The sequence below is a fragment of the Mesorhizobium sp. M7A.F.Ca.US.006.04.2.1 genome, assembly GCF_004022915.1.
Taxonomy (GTDB): Bacteria; Pseudomonadota; Alphaproteobacteria; order Rhizobiales; family Rhizobiaceae; genus Mesorhizobium; species Mesorhizobium ciceri.
The window spans coordinates 1-18263 of the sequence record NZ_RZQA01000003.1; the positions used below are offsets into that span (position 1 = coordinate 1).

11 protein-coding genes and 2 pseudogenes are annotated in these 18263 nt (G+C 57.7%); 6 read left to right on the forward strand and 7 right to left on the reverse strand.

The window, feature by feature from the left end; genetic code table 11:
* Positions 1–506 precede the first annotated feature (506 nt).
* Positions 507–1711 (reverse strand): annotated as a pseudogene (locus EN925_RS00460) (IS110 family transposase).
* A 209-nt stretch (positions 1712–1920) separates the two neighbouring features.
* Here EN925_RS00460 and EN925_RS40465 point away from each other — a divergent pair.
* On the forward strand, positions 1921–2160 hold the full coding sequence (locus tag EN925_RS40465; protein ID WP_063169335.1) for an IS110 family transposase: 240 nt from the start codon (positions 1921–1923) through the stop codon (positions 2158–2160).
* Positions 2161–2208: 48 nt separating this feature from the next.
* Here EN925_RS40465 and EN925_RS00470 read toward each other — a convergent pair.
* From EN925_RS00470 to EN925_RS00500, 6 genes and pseudogenes are all read right to left on the reverse strand, one after another.
* A pseudogene (locus EN925_RS00470) lies at positions 2209–2489 on the reverse strand (integrase core domain-containing protein); the annotation flags it as partial.
* Between the two features lie 188 nt (positions 2490–2677).
* Positions 2678–3685: an ATP-grasp domain-containing protein gene (locus tag EN925_RS00475; RefSeq protein WP_063169333.1), complete on the reverse strand. Its 1008-nt coding sequence runs from the start codon at positions 3683–3685 to the stop codon at positions 2678–2680.
* Between the two features lie 771 nt (positions 3686–4456).
* On the reverse strand, positions 4457–4786 hold the full coding sequence (locus tag EN925_RS00480; protein ID WP_272482847.1) for an ATP-binding protein: 330 nt from the start codon (positions 4784–4786) through the stop codon (positions 4457–4459).
* Between the two features lie 1116 nt (positions 4787–5902).
* Positions 5903–7336, reverse strand: coding sequence for an amidase (locus EN925_RS00490; RefSeq protein ID WP_063169332.1), 1434 nt, complete (start codon positions 7334–7336; stop codon positions 5903–5905).
* Positions 7337–7415: 79 nt separating this feature from the next.
* Positions 7416–8603: a M20 aminoacylase family protein gene (locus EN925_RS00495; RefSeq protein WP_063169331.1), complete on the reverse strand. Its 1188-nt coding sequence runs from the start codon at positions 8601–8603 to the stop codon at positions 7416–7418.
* A gap of 409 nt (positions 8604–9012) precedes the next feature.
* The gene (locus tag EN925_RS00500) at positions 9013–9480 is read right to left on the reverse strand and encodes an Lrp/AsnC family transcriptional regulator (protein WP_063169330.1); all 468 of its coding nucleotides are present in this window, start codon (positions 9478–9480) and stop codon (positions 9013–9015) included.
* Positions 9481–10324: 844 nt separating this feature from the next.
* On the opposite strand from EN925_RS00500, the gene EN925_RS00505 reads away from it, so the two are divergent.
* The 5 genes from EN925_RS00505 (at position 10325) to EN925_RS00525 (ending at position 18137) form a co-directional block, all read left to right on the forward strand.
* Positions 10325–11503, forward strand: coding sequence for an aminotransferase class V-fold PLP-dependent enzyme (locus tag EN925_RS00505; RefSeq protein WP_063169329.1), 1179 nt, complete (start codon positions 10325–10327; stop codon positions 11501–11503).
* 36 nt (positions 11504–11539) lie between these two features.
* On the forward strand, positions 11540–12688 hold the full coding sequence (locus EN925_RS00510; protein WP_063169328.1) for a M20 family metallopeptidase: 1149 nt from the start codon (positions 11540–11542) through the stop codon (positions 12686–12688).
* Positions 12689–13089: 401 nt separating this feature from the next.
* Positions 13090–14268 (forward strand): Xaa-Pro peptidase family protein, encoded by a 1179-nt coding sequence (locus tag EN925_RS00515; protein ID WP_063169327.1) that lies wholly within the window; start codon positions 13090–13092, stop codon positions 14266–14268.
* A 973-nt stretch (positions 14269–15241) separates the two neighbouring features.
* On the forward strand, positions 15242–16720 hold the full coding sequence (locus EN925_RS00520; RefSeq protein ID WP_063169326.1) for an NAD-dependent succinate-semialdehyde dehydrogenase: 1479 nt from the start codon (positions 15242–15244) through the stop codon (positions 16718–16720).
* A gap of 13 nt (positions 16721–16733) precedes the next feature.
* Positions 16734–18137 carry an aspartate aminotransferase family protein gene (locus EN925_RS00525; protein ID WP_063169325.1) on the forward strand — a complete coding sequence of 468 codons (1404 nt, stop codon included), beginning with the start codon at positions 16734–16736 and terminating at the stop codon, positions 18135–18137.
* Positions 18138–18263 lie beyond the last annotated feature (126 nt).

Sequence of the window (18263 nt, forward strand, 5' to 3'; positions counted from 1 at the left end):
GATCGCATTCGGCTCCAGCGTCTCTGCGATGATCCGCGCCTTGTCATCCACCGACCAGTGACGCCGACCGCCGGCACCGTTGATCACCTCGAAACGCCGAAGCTGCCGCTCCGGGTCAAGCGTAAGGTCAAGTCCAGACACAAGCCGATCTCCGATCCCAATACAGGATCGGCAACCTCACAGATCGCGACCACTCCCGAAAGGTGGTCCGGAAACACCGCTCTGATGTCCGCTGTCAAGGTTTGGAACGCATGAGGTCGCCCGATCCGAGGAACGGCTGCTCATTCTGATGATCGCGCATGGGTGGGGAGGCGGAACTGAAGGACGTCGGTGATCAAGCTCTGATGCGCGGGTTGGCTACCGCATTCCCGATTGTGCGTCCGGGGCTGTTCCTATCTTACTGCGGGCGTCGGTCGATTTGCCGGCCACAAAGCGTCTGACGGGCATTCCCCTGCCGTGGTCCCGCCTCCGCCCATGCGCGATATGTGCGCCATCGCGGCGAGCGATCAGGTGACGCGCGCCTCCCTTGCGACTGCCCACATAAAGCCGACCAGTTCACGGGCGATCGCGGTGCAGACGACCGTTGTCCGTTTGCCCCGAGCGCTCAGCATGCGGTAGCGGGCTGTCAGGCGGGACTGCGCCTTCCAGGCGATCTCACGCACCTTCGGTGACGCCTGCTCCAACCGGTATAGCTTCGCCTTCCCGACCTTGGGCGGATGTCGATAGGTCCAGGCGCTCTCGACCAACATGTGGCGAACCCGACCGTTGCCTGCCTTTGTGATGCCGCCGCGCCGGACTGTCTCCCCGGTTGAGCGCTCGCCGGGGACCCGACCGAGATATCCCATGAGCTGGCGTGGGCTTTCGAACCGGCTGGCGTCGCCGACTTCGGTGACGAACGTCACGGCGACAATTAGGTCTACCCCACGCAATGTCTGAAGCGCCCACACGATCGGTGCCAGCGACCAGGCCGGGACGAACTCTTCGATCACACGCTCCAGCCGCTCGACCCGCTCTTTCGAGACGCGCACCGCCTCGACCATCTCCTGGAGTGCGATCTGATGCGCGGGATGATCGAACCTTGTTCCTGAAGCCAGCGTAGATAGCGCATCGTCCAGCTCTTCTTTCGCGGATAGCTACGGCCGTGCTTGAGCATGAATGCGCTCACCTGCTGGCGATGGACCCGCAGCGTCTCGACCGCGCCCGCCCGCGCGCGAACAAGATCCCGTATGGACTCGTGCCCTTCATCGGGAACCCACACCGCGGTCAGCTCGCCGGCGCGCAATAGTCGGGCAAGGGAAATGGCGTCTCGACGGTTCGTCTTCACCCGATCGCCGGGCTTCCTTGGTATCAATGATGGTGCAACCACGGTGCACTCGTGCCCGAGCGACCGGATCAGGCGATAAAGGCCGTACCCGGTCGGCCCAGCCTCATAGCAGAAATGCACGTAATCAAAGCGGCTGGCGATCCGGCCTATGACCCGCCGCATGCTGGTCGCCGACGCGTCGACCTCACCGAAGAACCGAACCTCTCCTTCCCGGCCTGCCTCCGCAATCGCAATAGCGTTCTTAAGCTTCGCAACATCGATTCCGACAAATGCTTCTCTATAATCCGCCACGGCTCGTCCTCCTGTGGTGAGGATCGGCTCGGCCCGTCCGAGCAACCCTCGGACGCGCAGTGTAGGGCGAGCCACCTCATCGGCAGAGGCGGACATACGGTCTTACTGTCAAGACGCTGACGACCCAGAATCGCCGGGCGCTGCTGACGGCCCTCAAGTCGCTTCAGGAAAAGGCCATCGCCATCGAGAACGACATCCGTGGCCTGTTTCGTAACTTCGGTCTCAAAGTTGGCATTGTCGACGGCCGGCAAATTCGCGGATCGCATCCGGGACCCTTCCGGTGACATTCCGGAACTCGAGACATCATGGAGACGTTGCTCACCGCCCGTCGGAAACTTTGCGAGCAGTTCACGGTGCTACACGAAAGACTGTTGTCGATCGTGAGGGGTGACACGGTTTGCAGGCGGTTGATGACCGTGCTGGGCGTCGGCCCTATCGTTGCACTGGGTTTCAACGCCACGGTCGATATTCCTGCCCCCTTCAGGAATTCGAAGGACGTGGGGCCGTATCTCGGTTTGACGCCGCGGTTACATCAATCAGGCTAGGATAATCGCGTCGGCAGGTCAGCCTAGGAAGCTTGAATGGGATTGACTTCAACACGCCGAATAGACAAGTCCAGGCATTTGGTGGAGCGGATTGAGAGTGAAGCGCTCGGGCTGGGAAGCCCATGCCTTGCAGATGAACTCGTAGGGTGAGACCTTTGAGGGCCTTCAGCCTGCGGCCGAAATTTGTAGGCCGCAACAAAGTCGGCAAGATGCCGACGCAGTTGGTCATGATCGTCGTAGTGGAAACGCTTGCCCGTCGCGTCCTTGATGGTGCGGTTCATTCGCTCGACCTAGCCGGTGGTCCAAGTATGCTTTGGCTTCGTGGTTCGAAGCACAGCGCGACGATGCGGCCCCCGAACGTGCTTGCGGGCTTCCTGGCGCCGCGACGAGCGCTTGCAGGCGCTGACGGTCGCTGGCCAAAACGGTGAAGGGGGATGCTATTGCGCATGCATCTAACTCGCACGCCAAACCGCAAAACGGAATCCCGAAATCGGACTCTTTTGATCCGATCAATCCACTATGAGACGCCGATTCCGAAATAGCGGGTGTGGGCGACATTGAGGATGCGATTGATCAAGCTTACGAAGCTGTGTCCGCCGGCCGTTGCAGCTGTGCCATAACTGGAGTGTATACCAAGGGCCGGCACCGAGTTCATCTCTAGGACAAACGGTTGGCCTGAGCGATCGATCCGGAAATCGACGCGGGCATAGTCCCGGCAGTGGCAGGCACGGAAGGTCGCAACCGAAATATCCCGTAACATCGTCTCAAGCCCGCTCTCGATTTTCGCCGGGCAAATCTTGGGCACCGCTGCGGCCGCCACGTACTTCGCATCCCAATTCATAACACGCGTTTCGCGGTCACCGAAGTCCTGCTCCACTAGAGGCAAAACTTCGGGCTCCCCGTTTCCGAGCAACGCAACGCAGATTTCCCGCCCCTCGATGTATTCCTCCACTAGCGCATCCTGAGCATGCTGCGTGACGATCACTTCGACGGCCTGCCGCAACTTAGAGTGTTCATGTATGATCTGCAATCCGAAGCTGCAGTCCTCCTCCCGCGGCTTCACTACCACTGGGAATCTCAGGTCGCCGGTGTTCTCGGTGCCGCGACGCATCACGCGAAAGTTCGGAGTCGGCACGCCCTGATCGCGGATGAGCATTTTGGTAATGACTTTGTCTCCCGTCAGCCCAATCCCGAAGGGGCTACATCCAGTGTATGGAACACCGGCCATCTCAAGCATGGCAGGAACATGAGTGTAACGCTTTTCGCCCTGAATTCCCTCCGCCAAGTTGAAGACCATTCCCGAGGGGCGACCTTGCGGATCAGGTGGCATGAACCGCTCGAGACTGGCGAGCAGTCCTTTATCGCCTTCACACACTACCGTCTCGTGGCCGCCCTCTTGAAGTGCCGCCACCACATCTTCCAACGTGCCGCTATGCGGCCAAGGCTGCGGCGGCTGCGGACAAGGCTGACCGAACCGGTTAATCACACCGTTGAAATCACTGTTCGTTACGATGGCTACTCGCATGAGCTATCTCCTTTGACGTTTGTCTGCTGTCACGAAACCAATGAAAACTGGATGGAGGCCAACCGCTATATCAACATTGACGACCTGCACGAGTACAAGAGGCTCGAAGCACCATGGCTGACCCTTTTCACAACCCCCTCCACAAACATAGGTCCACCACCCGGTTCCCTCTCCGGTTCCCGACCCTTTCCGCTGGCGGTGCTCTTTTTGCCCAAGTAGCTCGAAAGACGGCGAGTTGGGTTGCGGTACCATCAATAAAGCCTTATGCAGGGTTTATGCCAAAACAGATGATAACCGGCGGATGAGAGCGCTCCGACGCGAAATGATCGCTTCAAAAACCGTGCCAACCTCGCAAAATGCACGTCGGCCAGTGCTTTGAGTTTGATATCAAACTTACGGTCATATCAGGTACTAAACTGGCCCGCACAACCACTATGTCGCAGGCGCGACAAAATCCGACAGAGATCGTATCCCAGGGGACGAGCGGCGACCCATCCGCAGTCTTTTGACGCTCGCCGGTCCCTTACATCGAGCCCTGGCGTCCAGAATTGAAGTTGGGCGAAGGCGATCCGCATAATCGTATGCCCGGCCTGGCCGGCTTCAACGTGCGAGCGCTGCAGCAGTTTCAACAATGATGGCGAGTCGGCATAAATCTTCTTGAGAGGCTGGCGCTTAATCCCGGAACAAACGCGGCAATCAGCACTTCGCCTTGCTCATTTCGATGACGGCCATAGTGTTATTGCGCGCTTCAAAAGCTGGACAGCGATTCCGCTAATTCCCGGACAGCGTTTTCACAAAAGTCCGACAGTTCGTCGAGGTTGGTCCTCGGCAGCCTGGTTGCTGTAGGGCTGATTGATTTCGGTGTTCTCGGAGTCGGTCAAGAGGGCCGAGGCTTTTTTCTTCGGATGCTCTCGCCCTGAAGGGCGATGCGGTGTGCATTGTGCACGAGCGGTCGTGTATAGCGTCGGCGACCGTGCTGTCGTTAATAAGGTCGTGCCAGCTTGCCACGGGGACCTGGGCGGTGATCAGGGTGGATTTTCTCTGATAGCGCTCCTCGACGATTTTCGAAGAGGTGGAAGCGCTGCTGATCGGAGAGAGCATGGTTGCCGAAGTCGTCGTGGATGAGCCAAGTGGACACGGGTGAGCTTGTCGATGAGGCGGGGAAAGGAACCATCGATGCGTCGCTCTCGAACAGGATAACAGTGCGGCTTCGGAAAAGTCCGGACAGGCCTTCCGGTAATCTCAATGATGAGATCCGCGCCCGCCGTTCCAAAAAAAGGTTCGGCACGAAGCCCGCATTTTTTGCACTGGGCTTACGGCGTGCTGATCCACTGTTTCGTCATTACTATTCCCGAGCCTTGCAACCGAGCCGGAAGCGTCAGGCGAATGCAGGATTCCTGCGCTCGTAGAGCGTCCCAGCTTGGTCAGCACAACCTGACGATACGCGCCATCTTGGCGGCAAAGGCATTTGACGCAGCTGAATTGTCACGATCAGACGGCAGTTGGATCCTCATTGGATGGCCAGTGTTGCAAAAATCACAGGCTGGAGATCGGACTTGCGCCCTGGTGAATTTCCGCCACCGCATCGGGGTCGGTCTTCAACCCGGCAACTTCGACTTCCCAATTATAATAGAGACCGCGGCCGGGGCTTTGGCGGAGAGGGTCAGTCCTGGCGATGCCTCTCTCGAGCCGGCCTACATTGCAGCTGCCAGGCGGTTGGTTGAGCGCGGAGCCGTCGCGATAACCAGGGACTGCGGCTTCAGTATCTGGTGCCAGGCTGCACTGGCCACGTCTGTCAAACTTCCCGTGGCCATGTCGAGCCTGCTACTGGCGCCCACGCTCCTCCGGCAGCTTCCGGCCGGCGCAAAGCTCGCCGTCTGGCCGCAGACTCAAGACACTGCGGCGAAGAGCTGCTGGGCATGGATTCATCCGCAGGGGCAAGAGTAGCCATCGGCGGCATCGAAGGTAATACGCGGCCGGCTAGTGTTACCGAAATGGAGTCCCCGGGTTGCAGTCTGTGTCGCGACTTCGCGCCGCACATCCCAAGATTGACGCACTCCTATTTGAATGTACATTGTCCCCGATGGTGACGTCAGCAATCCGTCGTAGGACAGGACTGCCCATCTATGACGCCGCGCCCCTTTATCGAATGACATTCGCGTCCGTGGCTTGACCGCTTGGAGGCCGTCAGGTGCTTGAGCGCGGCAGTCTCAAGTTTTAAGGGGTGGCAGCGTGGAATCTGCTCCTCGCGAAAGAAGGAAGCCCCAGGCGACTTTCGATCGTATATGCCGCGGCTAGGACGGAGGTGTCGGAATAGCGCGCGCCGACCAGTTGTAGCCCGACGGGCAGCCCTTGATCATCCAGGCCCGATGGAATCGATGCTGCTGGTTGCTGGGTCAAGTTGAAAGGGTAGGTGAAGGGCGTCCAGTCCACCCACCCCTTGTAACTATCATCCGGCACATTTCGCCCGACGGGGAACGGCGCGATAGGCATCGTCGGTGTGACCAAGAGATCGTAATTTTCGTGGAACTTCGCCATCAGAGCGGAGAGCTCGAACCGCATCGCCTCAGCTTCCTGAAATTCGGTAAGGGTGATCTTCAGCCCGCGTTCGGCACCTTCCAGAAAGCCAGGATCTAGTAATTGTCTTTGCTGTTTGTTCATTCGTGACACAATACGGGCGGCGCCAGCGAACCAGAATGTAGAAAACACCTCCACCGGATCCGCAAATCCCGGATTGACTTCGGCCACCTCGGCCCCAAGAGCTCGAAGCTGGTCGATCGCATTATCGGTAACGTTTTGGATATCTCGCGCCACCTTGACATAGCCGAGGTTCCGACTGTAGCCGATCCGCAGGCCCCTGATGGTGGTCTTTGCTGGATCGGGGTCGAGACCTAGGTACGCCGGACCCGCATAGCCATCGCGAGCGTCCTTTCGTGCAATCACATTCATCATCAGGATCGCATCCGCAACGGTGCGGGTCACCGGCCCCAAATGAGACAGCGTTGTCATGGCGCTAGCTGGCCATTGCGGAACGATGCCGAAGGTTGGCTTGAAGCCGAAGGTCCCCGTGAAGCTCGCCGGTATCCGGATTGATCCCCCGCCGTCGCTACCCTGATGAAGAAAGCCAAGGTTGAGCGCAGCCGCAACTGCCGCCCCTCCCGACGACCCGCCTGGTGTCAGGTCAGGATTCCAGGGATTGCGGGTGATCCCGTAGACCGGGCTGTCTGTTACCCCTTTCCAGCCAAATTCTGGAGTGGTTGTCTTGCCCAGGATAACGCCACCGGTCTCACGGATACGGGCTGGAACAGGGGCGTCTTCAGTCCAGGGTCCCTCGGTGCTGCCGGACAATGAGCCACGTCTTGTCGGCCAGCCTCGTGTCAAGGTGAGGTCTTTGATGGTGGCCGGAATGCCATCTAGTACTCCGGCTGGTTCCCCCTTCATCCATCGACCCTCCGAGGCCCGGGCAGCAGACCTGGCCCCTTCGTGGTCGACGAGGCAAAATGCGTTCAGCGCCGGGTTGTTGGCGTCGATGCGGCTGAGACAGTCATCGACGACTTCAACAGGCGAGAGCTGCCGCCTTCGGTAGAGTTCCAGGCATTCGCACGCCGACAGACCCTCAAGAGATGTTGGCACGGATGAACGAGTTTTCATTTTACGAGGTCCGCTACATTCAAGCCTGGCATAAGACGGCAGTTATTCATTCGTTCTGCGGCCCTTGTCAGACCGATCATCAAGACGTCGGACGGGATCCCAACGTGTTCTCTACGAGCTTGATCCAGTACGATGTTCCATAAGGAATCGCCTCGTCGTTGAAATTGTAGGCAGGGTGATGCAGGCCGGCGCTGTCACCGTTCCCGCACCAGACGAAAGCACCCGGCCGCGCCTGCGCCAGGAAGGAGAAATCTTCCCCCCCCATTACCGGTGGCGTCTCGAGCACATTGTTTTCACCGGCCACGCCCTTGGCCGCGCTTCTCGCAAGGTCGGTCTGCTGGACCTCATTGAAGAGAATTGCGTCGAAGCTCTGAAATTTAATATCTATCTTCGCGCCGGTTATCTGGGCGATGCCGGCGACCACTTCGCCCACCCGCTCCTTCACGAACTTGCGCACCTCCGGCTTTAGCGTCCGCATGGTGCCCACCAACTCCGCTGTTTGCGGAACGACGGGGACTAGTCTCTGCCCGGACTGGAACTGGTGGAACGAAATTCCTGCCGAGTCGACAGGGTCAATGTTCTGAGCCAGGATATGCTGCAGGGCCGTCACAAGCTGAGCGCCGACCAGAATCGGATCGATGCATTCATGAGGCCTTCCAGGGTGCCCCCCTCGCCCTTCAATGCTAATTTCTATGCTATCAGTTGCCGCCATCACTGGACCTTGCCGGATTCCGAAGACACCTACCGGCAAGCCCGGACGATTGTGCATTCCGTAGATGTGCTCGATGCCGAACCGCTCCATCAAACCGTCATCTAGCATGGCAACGGCGCCGGTACCGATCTCCTCGGCAGGTTGGAAGATCATGACCGCCGTTCCAGCGAAATTCCGAGTATCGGCAAGATAGCGCGCGGCACCCAACAGCATCGCGGTGTGGCCGTCATGCCCACACGCATGCATCAAGCCCTTGTTCTTGGACGCATAGGGCAGATCGGTCGCTTCGTTGATCGGCAGCGCATCCATGTCAGCGCGCAATCCGATAACCTTTGGGTTACCGTCGCTCACGACGCCGTTGCCCTTGATGACGCCAACGACGCCGGTTTTGCCGATGCCGGTCGCGACGGCGTCGCAGCCGAATTCGCGCAGGCGCTCGGCGACAAATGCCGAAGTACGGGGGATGTCGAAGCCCAGTTCGGGATGTGCATGGATGTCCCGGCGCCAAGCCACTATCTCGGGGAGAAACTCTGCGACGCTATTGAGAATTGCCACGGGGACTTTCCTTTCTTGCCGGTTGCAGGCGAATTTCACGCTTTGTCCTTGCGAGAGCCGGGAGACCCGTTTCCGCGCTGCCGGGAGCACAGCATCCTCTGTGCGACGTAGGCACCCCAGCTATTCCGCCGACTGAAGCCGCTCCAATTAGCCGGGGACCGACAATCCTGAATTCCGCTCCGCCCAGAATGTAGCAAGTGCCAAAGAGCTTGGTTGCGCGAAGGGCGCCTTGGTCCCGCAGAATATCATCGTTTTTTGGTCATTGGCGCATAACACCTGCAGGCTGAGAGGAGGTGCCCTGGTATATATGCGGGACCATTCAAAATAGGACAGCCGACATTCAGAAGTGCGGGACAACTGCGACCCGCGGAAGGCGCGTGGTGGTTGCCTGGGCGGGCTCTTTTGAAGGCTACTCTTCAGCAATTGGCAGAGCAAACGACGCCTTGATCCGATCCATTACAACGATTGTCTTGAACCCCTTTACTTCAAGATGTTCGTAAAAAAAACGACGGGTAAACGCCTCGTACTCGGCCATGTCCTGAGCAGAGACCGTAATAATAAAATCCGCTTCACCCGTAACGTAGTAAGCGTTCATGATCTCAGGCGTCCGCCGAATTGCCTGCTTGAAACGATCGATGATATCGGCGCGATCGCGCTCGAGAGTGATGGATACCAGCAGGAGCAGGGGCCGACCGACGGCTTCCGGTGAAACTATGGCAACGTCCGCTTCGATGACGCCAGCGTCTCGAAGTCGCTTTAATCTCCGCTGACAAGCGGTAGCCGATAGTCCGGCAAGTTCGCCCAATTCCTCTGTCGTAAGGCGATTGTTGCGCTGCACGACGTTGAGAATCTTCCGGTCAATTCGATCCAGATCCATTCACAATCTCTGCTCATGATGATATCGGCCAATGCCAAGGCCGCCAGTCCGTACGTCCAAAATGTAGCAAGTGCCAAACGCCCTCTCGGCGCTAAAGTCGGTCCAAGTCGCAGAAAATCGGCGTTTCTTTCGCCATCTGCGCACAATACCGGCATAGTATAACTATCTGAGGGGTGCCGCTGAATCGATGGGCGTTGCTGGTGAGCAGTTGCGGGCCAGCGCAAGAACGGCAGATTCGATCGGGTGGGGGCGATCCCCGGTCGAAAAGATCCTACCGATCTCGTTGCTCAGGCGCAGAAAACATGAGTTGCAGCACGCTCGCATCAGTTCGAGGCAAGCGTGTTAGGGAGCGACATCACCAAGGGTGTCGGCGTTGCAGCATAAATCGGAGACCATGAGAGTCAGGCTATGAACCGGCCCCGGCTTTCGGATGCCTTACGGCCCTCGCGCGTCGGCCGCGAGTGAACTATGATCCGCATGGGTGTGGGGCTGGAGGAGAAGGTCGTCGGCTCAGTCAGGCTAACGTCGCTCCAAGCACTGGTAAGAAGCCCTATCCGCGGTCTGAGAATTACCCAAATTGATCTCTCGTGAGGCAGTTGTTGCAGCTGCATTCCGTCGAGACGCTTCAGTGATCCGCGAGAATGGCTCGCGATCTCTGCGTGAATCGCGGTTTGGCGCAGGAATGCGGCGTGGGAGACCGAATGTTAGACCAAAGTCGGCACGAGCACCGTGTAAAATGGGCAGGTCAGCGCAGACCAGTCTGGCGGCATTCTTACCCTTGCCGGAACGATCGCCTGAACAAGGTAGCTCAACCGCCGTCCGCACTCCCAGGAGAGAAAGCCATATGCTTCCCTTGGACATCCTCCGAAAGGAGTTTCCAGCCACAGCAAACGCCATCTACATGGATGTCGCGAACCAGGGCCTCATATCAAGCACAACATTGGCTTCAATCGAGCCTCATTTGAACAATCGGCTGCATGGCCTAAACGACGAAGAAAGAATGCTCGAACACGTCGAGCGTACTCGCGCTAGGTTCGCACAATTTATCAATTCAGATCACGATGAAATTGCAATTACCAAGAATGCATCGGAAGGCATCAACATCATCGCTAATGCGATCGATTGGAGAGATGGAGACAACGTCGTTCTATGCCCAAAATTGGAACACGCAAATAATATCTTGCCATGGATTCAGATCAGAGACCGCTACAATGTCGAGTTGCGAGTCGTAGAGCCGGATAACGGCTCAATTCCCCCTGATGCATTCGTAAAGGCGATTGATTCTCATACCCGCGTTGTTGCCTTGGCGACGGTGACGATGGTTCCGGGGTTTCGGACCGTCATGGAGCAGATATCCGAAGCCTGTAGGCACTACGGTGCATTTCTTTTGGCGGACGCGACGCAATCTGTTGGGATACTCCACACCGACGTCAATCGACTTGGCGTAGACGGTGTAGCAGTGTCCACTGTGAAGGGTTTGATGGGTCTTTATGGATCGGGTTTTTTATATTGCCGTAAAGAATGGGCCGATCGGCTGAGCCCGGCCTATCTTGCGCGCTTCAGCGTAGATTTCGGAAACGCGCCAGAATCAGCTCCGGTACCTAGTTTTGTAAAGTTGCGCTCTGGCGCGCCCCGCTTTGATATCGGGCATTACAACTTCCCTGGCATGTTGGCTGCATATGCATCAATGGGCCAGCTACTTGATATCGGAACCGAGGCGATCGACCAGAGCGTTACCTCACTCGCAAAACGTATGGCCACTGGTCTCTTAGATATCGGGCTTCCGGTCTGCGGCGGGCCACCAGGCGCTCACACTGGAAGTATCGTAGCCGTTGGCGATTCCAGCGATCTTGTTGAAGGGCGCCCAGTCGACGCCCGCATTCGGTCGCTTCACGAGCATTTCACGAAGAACGGGGTAATCGTCTCAATACGCAGAGGCATGCTCCGGTTTTCCCTGCATCTTTACAACACCGCCGATGAAGTCGATCGCGTAATCAATCTGGCCAAGAGCTGGTCGAAGTAAGAGCGACACGGCTAGTTCATGCACACAGGAGAGTACATGTCGACCCAGAGCGCCGAGACTATCGGACTTCTCCAAGATCTTATAAAGATCGAGAGCATCAATCCATCGCTGTCGCCAAAAGGTAGTGGAGAGCAAGGTGTAGCCAAGTTCCTCGAGGGTTTTTGCAAGGAGCGGAAGCTGGCTTACGGGATACAGGAGGTGGCCGATGGTCGCTCGAATTTCCTGACCTGGGTACCTGGGAAAGAACCCGATAGGCGTATTCTATTCATTGCTCATATGGATACCGTTCCTATCGATAGGTGGGAATCAGATCCATTCTCGGGTGAGCAACGGGACGGGCGAATATATGGGCGAGGTAGCTGCGACACAAAAGGCTCACTTGCAGCTATGTTGATTGCGCTTAGCTCACTTGGTGAACGGCAGCCCCGGGCCACGGTTGTTGTGGCAGCCAGCATTGACGAAGAGTACCGCAAACTTGGCGCCCGCGCTATAGCCGATTCCGGTGTCGCTTATGAGGGTGCGGTAGTCGGTGAACCCACCGAATTAGAGCTCGTTGTAGCTCACATGGGTTCTGTCCGCTGGCAAATCGAGGTTCAGGGTGTACCGGCTCATACGTCGAAGCCTCATCTCGGAGTGAACGCGATCACGGGCATGGCCAAGGTGGTATTGGCACTTGATGAGCACCATCGATCCCTTGTGTCTCGGGCGCAGCACCCATTGGTAGGGTCATCACAGCTGACCGTGAGCCTCATCGAAGGAGGTTTGGAACTTACCACTGTACCGCCGGTATGCCGTATCTGGGTCGATCGGCGTCTCATACCCGGGGAGCGGCCGCAGGACGCGTTGGCGGAGGTAGAAAGCATACTGGAAGGCCTTCGCCAGGGCGAAGACAAGATCAATGTTCGGTCATTGCTTCCCGCATTGGAAGACCCGCCTCCAATCAGTTCCGGGTCGAGCAAAATTGCAGCAGTCGCAGGAGCGGCTTGTGCCCACGTCGCGGGGACCGGAGAGCAGAAGGGAGCCACCGGCGGCTCGGATGCAAATCAGCTGTCATTGGCTGGGATCCCGTGTGTGATTATCGGACCCGGGCGTACTGCCCAAGCCCATACGAACAACGAGTTCGTTGAAATCGATCAACTGACCAAGGCTGCTGATTTGTACCAGAGAATCATGCTCACATATTAGGAGTGGCCGGCCTGATGGGGGTGCTCAAACCCCGTCCATTGGGCCGCGGACGCCCCGGATGCTGCATGAGCGTGGCGGCCGCAACGTCCCGATCTTCGCTGGTCTCGTCGGCGCTTCCCACGTAGATCTTGCCGCCCGTGCTTGAAATTCTGTTGCGACAGGCAGAGTGCGTCTTCACCATAGGGAGGGCATGATCTTCCACCGGAGACGCAGAGCCACCGAAAATTTGGCGCTCATATGCGGATAACGTACGGCAAGTGCCTAGGAAATGCAGATTTTCCGCGACAAGAAGAAATCCTCGGGGAAAACAGCCTCTTGTGACGTGATACGAAGAGAAAGTATGCGGACAGGACGAATGCCTGATCCGTTCGAGGAATGCCTGTTTTGAAGGACTCGACGAGATGAAATATGAGAAGCCATTTCCGCCCGAGGAGTTTCGGCGTCGTGTTCATGACGTGAAGCAGCGGATGGAGCGAGCGGGGCTGGACTTGCTGATCTGCCAGGATCCCGCGAATATGTATTGGCTTACCGGCTTTGACGGCTATTCGTTCTACGTGCCTCAGGTGGTCTTAGTGCATCTCCAGTCGGACATGCCCCTCTGGTTCGGACGTTTCGTCGATGTAAATTCCGCTTATATAACGACGGATCTGCCTAGAGAAAATATAAGCTCATTTTCCGATCATAGACTTCAACATCCAGAATTACATCCATTTGACGATCTTTGCGAGCTTATCAATTCGCGCGGCTGGGGATCTGATCGAATCGGTGTCGAGCTTAACGCCCACTTCTATACTGCCCGAGCACATCAACATCTCGTCAAAGGCCTTCCGAATGCAAAATTCTCTGATAGCCGCGAATTAGTCAATTGGGCACGGCTTATAAAATCTGACCTTGAACTAGTCTACATGAGAGAAGCGGGCCACCTTGCAACGCATACGATGCAGACGGCAATCGCTAACCTAAGGCCTGGAGTGCCGCAACATGAGGTCGTCGCGGAGGTGTACCGGGCCCAGACACGAGGGGTGGACGGTAAATATGGCGACTCTAGCGGTCCTCCTCTTATCCAGACTAGCGAACAAACGAACGCTCCGCACCTCAGTTGGACCGAGGAGCCCTTGCCGACCTCTGGCCTGGTTCTCATGGAGTTCGGCGCCACCCGACGCCGCTACTGTGCGCCGCTGTGCCGCACCGTCCACATCGGAAAGCCACCCGCAGAGGTCTCGCGTCTTGCTGAGGTTATAGTGGAAGGCGGGGATGCTGTGCTCGAGATGGCAAAGCCTGGTACCGTCGTTGAGGAGCTTAATGCGGTGTGGCAAGATATCCTCAAGCGGAACGGGTATATCAAGATAGGCCGCTCCGGCTATTCAATCGGACTCAACTTCCCGCCGGAATGGGGCGAACGCACGGTTAGTATTCGCGCGGGCGACAAGACCATCCTACAACCAGGAATGTGCTTCCATTTTCAGTCGGGGGTTAGGCTCGAAGGGTTCGGCGCCGCCATCTCTGAATCATTTATTGTAACCGAAAGGGGCGGTGAGCGATTGGCAGATGTTGATCGCCGCTTGATCGTCGTGGACTAGGTGATTTGGATGTGACCCAAATCGTTTTGCGATCTCACTGGGTCCGTTCGAAGCCGGTTGAAATTTGTTTCTGCGGCGAGCGGATGAACGGATCTAGCTTAAGGACGGCGCTGTCTGAGAGGTGCGGCATGCCCAACCTCTGGGACAGGAGAATCTCGCCTAGCACATGAGTTCTCTGCATCAGCGGAGATTAAGATCCGTAGGCCGAAATGAGCCACCTGTGACGCGAGCGCGGCGTGAACGTTGCCCCATTCTACAAATGCGCGGATGACGCAAGAGGACTTAGCTTTTGAGGAGCATTGAGGACGAGTTTACGCGCGCCTGAAGCGGGCTCTTGCCAACCCTGCGCGCCGGTGGGAACGCGAGTATGGTCCGCCCCGTCCGTGCAACACGTCGCGACATCAGCACACGTTGTTCCCGATAGATGGCTCGGCAGCGAAGCTCGCCTTTTGCCCGGGGCTCGCTTCATCCTTTTCTGCTGTTTCGTGCGACTTCACCACTTCACCAAGTGAATGTCTGGGTTATCGCGGGGACCTCAATTTCGGGACCCCAAGACCTCCTTCCGAATGAAGTCGTCCGCGATGCCATCGTGTCTGAAGCGGTCGCGGTCACCCTGCACAGTGCCGGACGAAAGTAGCCTTGCGGCGAGTTCCGTCTAAGATTCGAGGCGGTTGCGCCTGCGTCAGTGCGCCTGATCGGTGTCGGTCGAGAACTTAATGCCACGAGGCCAGATCGGGAACTCGGGATCGGGAGATCGGCGCTGGAACCAACTACTTTCCGCGCCGCCGGCGACCAGCGCGACCTTCGCTCGCGGTCGCTAAGCCTCCTGGCAAGTGAAGTTGTGAGCCGTGTCCAATTCTACGCGAATTGGCTGCTGTTTGCAGGAATGCAGCTAAAGGGGCATCAACTGCGCTGCCGATCGGCGCTGTGGCAGCAATAACCTAAAGGCATCAGCATACCATTGGAGTCTTAGATGAGGGGTACGTCAATCACGGCATTACGCAGGCTCAAACGGCCAGACCTTTTGCGTGGTGATGCGTATCTGAACGGCGCCTGGCTCTCCAAATCAGATACTCTTGCCGTGTTTGATCCTGCCAGCGGTGACGAGATCGCTCAAGTTGCGGCTTGCGCAGACGCCGACGTTGACGACGCGGTCCATTGCGCAAGAGCAGCGTTCCTCAAGTGGCGCGACATGCTTCCGTTACAGCGTGGTGCATATCTGCGGAAATGGGCGGCAGGCATGCGGGAGAGCGCCGAAGACCTGGCTGTCATCATAACGGCCGAGCAAGGAAAACCGATTGCTGAAGCCCGCGGCGAAGTTTCATACGCTGCCGGCTTTTTAGATTGGTTTGCAGGGGAAGGGGAGCGGGCTTACGGCGAAACGATTCCCAGCCATCTCCCCGCAAGCAGGCTGGCCGTGCATTTGCAGCCGATCGGGGTGACTGTCGCCATTACGCCATGGAACTTCCCAGCGGCAATGATCACCAGAAAGGCTGGAGCTGCACTGGCCGCTGGCTGCACAATGATTGTAAAGCCGGCACCCGAAACGCCACTGTCGGCCCTCGCGCTTGCCCGCCTTGCCGGGGATGCTGGCATTCCGCCCGGCGTGTTTCAGGTGATCACGGGCGAAGCTCCGCCACTTGCCAAACGGCTGTTGTTGCATACCCACGTGCGTGCGTTCTCTTTTACGGGCTCCACCGAGGTCGGCAGAATCCTTCTCGAGCAATCCGCGAAGACAGTGAAGAAAGTCTCGCTCGAACTTGGCGGCAATGCTCCTTTCATCCTTTTCGGCGATGCGCCGATCAACGCTGCGGTCGCCGGTTGCATGGCAGCCAAGTTCGCGACATCCGGTCAGGACTGTCTCGCGGCAAACCGGATTTATGTGCAGCGAGAGATTTACGAGCATTTTACGGAAAAATTTGCCGAGGCCACCAGTAAACTAAAGGTCGGGCACGGATTGGAGCCAGGTGTCGACATCGGTCCGATGACAAAGACGTCTGGTGCTGACAAATGCAGGCACCAGGTTTCTGAGGCTCTAGCAGCCGGGGCTCGAATGGTAGCAGGCGCACAGCACAATTCGCTTGGCGGGAACTTCGTCACGCCGGCCGTGCTTGCTAATGTGACCGATGACATGGTGATTGCGAAGGACGAAACGTTTGGACCTGTCGCTGCAATCCTGCCCTTCGACGACGAACGGGAGGTGGTCGCGCGAGCCAACAATTCCGAGATGGGACTTGCGGCCTACGTCTATACCCAAGATCTCAACCGAGCCATGCGGCTCTCCGACCGGCTCGAATATGGCATGGTTGCCGTGAATACTCCAAAATTTACGGGGCCGGGCATTCCGTTCGGCGGCTGGAAACAATCCGGCCTTGGTCGCGAGGGCTCAAGGCACGGTCTTATCGAATATCTCGAACCCAAATACCTCTGCATCGGCAACATCGCGGCCTGAAAGGAAGCATTCAATGACCATCAACATCAAAGAGATCACCGAAAAGGACCGCAACTCGGTCTTGCATCCTTTCACTCAGCTTAAAGATTTCGCCACTGGCAAGCTCGGCGACCCAACGATCGTGGTGACAGGGAAGGGGATCCGCATCCAGGACGCGCATGGCAACCAATTTATCGATGGCTTTGCCGGCCTATACTGCGTCAATGTCGGGTATGGCCGCACGGAAGTCGCCGATGCGATCTCGCGTCAGGCCTATCGCTTGGCGTATTACCACTCCTATGCGGCGCACACGACCGACGAGCTTGCGATCCTCTCCGATCGCCTTGTGAAGATGGCGCCGGGCAAGATGAGCAAGGTGTTCTATGGCATGTCCGGCTCGGATGCGAACGAGACCCAGGCCAAGCTTGTTTGGTACTACAACAACCTGCGTGGCAAGCCGACCAAAAAGAAGATCATCTCCCGTGAACGCGGCTATCACGGCTGCAGCGTCGTGTCGGGCTCGATGACGGGCATGAGCTTTTATCACGACCACATGGACCTGCCACTTCCGCAGATTGTTCACACGGGTGTTCCACATCATTACTGGGGCGCAACCCCGGGCGAAACCGAGCGCGAATTCTCCGCTCGCCGCGCCGCCGAGCTTGATCAGTTGATCGAGCGGCTCGGCCCGGACAACGTCGGCGCCTTCATTGGCGAGCCCGTCCTCGGCACAGGTGGTATCACGCCTCCGCCGGAAGGCTATTGGGAAGCGGTACAGACGGTCCTCAAAAAACATGATGTGCTGCTGATTGCCGATGAAGTGATCACAGGGTTCGGCCGCACCGGTTCCATGTTCGGCTCACAGCACTATGGCATCGAGCCAGACCTCATCACGATCGCTAAAGGTTTGACGTCGGCCTACTTCCCGCTTTCAGCGGCAATCGTCGGTGAGAAGGTGTATAAAGTCCTGGAGGATGGAGCCGACAAGGTCGGGGCATTCTCGCACGGCTACACCTACTCTGGTCATCCGATCGGCGCCGCCGCGGCCAACGCGGTCCTCGATATTGTCGAGAAAGAAGACCTCCCCGGCAATGCGCGTGACGTCGGCGCGTTTTTCCAGGCGCAGTTGCAGGAGAGGTTCGCGCAGTTGCCGATCGTCGGCGAAGTGCGGGGCGTCGGTCTTATGGGCGCAATCGAGTTCGTTGCCGATCGCGACAATCGGAAGCGTTTCGATCCGGCGCTCAAGGTAGGTGCGCGAATCTCGAAGGCCGCCCGTGACCGTGGTCTTATCGCTCGGGCCATGCCGCACGGGGACATTTTGGGCTTTGCTCCGCCGCTGGTTACAACCAAAGCTGAGGCGGAGGAGATTGTTGCAATCGCAGAAAGCGCCGTGCGCTCGGTTATGGATGAGCTTGTTCGCGAGAGTGAGAAAATCTGAATGAGTTGGGCCATCTTGTCGTAATCAAGGCGCAAACTCAAGCGACGGCCTGATCGGCTTGCGGGGCTGCCAGCTGAGCTGGTGCCGCGTTCCGCTCATTGAGTTTTCGGCGGAATTCAATGCAGA

Bases quoted from the DNA above. Each gene is read 5' to 3' on its own strand.
- EN925_RS40465 (WP_063169335.1), top strand. From the start codon at position 1,921: ATGGAGACGTTGCTCACCGCCCGTCGGAAACTTTGCGAGCAGTTCACG.
- EN925_RS00475 (WP_063169333.1), bottom strand. From the start codon at position 3,685: ATGCGAGTAGCCATCGTAACGAACAGTGATTTCAACGGTGTGATTAAC.
- EN925_RS00480 (WP_272482847.1), bottom strand. From the start codon at position 4,786: ATGCTCTCTCCGATCAGCAGCGCTTCCACCTCTTCGAAAATCGTCGAG.
- EN925_RS00490 (WP_063169332.1), bottom strand. From the start codon at position 7,336: ATGAAAACTCGTTCATCCGTGCCAACATCTCTTGAGGGTCTGTCGGCG.
- EN925_RS00500 (WP_063169330.1), bottom strand. From the start codon at position 9,480: ATGGATCTGGATCGAATTGACCGGAAGATTCTCAACGTCGTGCAGCGC.
- EN925_RS00505 (WP_063169329.1), top strand. From the start codon at position 10,325: ATGCTTCCCTTGGACATCCTCCGAAAGGAGTTTCCAGCCACAGCAAAC.
- EN925_RS00510 (WP_063169328.1), top strand. From the start codon at position 11,540: ATGTCGACCCAGAGCGCCGAGACTATCGGACTTCTCCAAGATCTTATA.
- EN925_RS00515 (WP_063169327.1), top strand. From the start codon at position 13,090: ATGAAATATGAGAAGCCATTTCCGCCCGAGGAGTTTCGGCGTCGTGTT.
- EN925_RS00520 (WP_063169326.1), top strand. From the start codon at position 15,242: ATGAGGGGTACGTCAATCACGGCATTACGCAGGCTCAAACGGCCAGAC.
- EN925_RS00525 (WP_063169325.1), top strand. From the start codon at position 16,734: ATGACCATCAACATCAAAGAGATCACCGAAAAGGACCGCAACTCGGTC.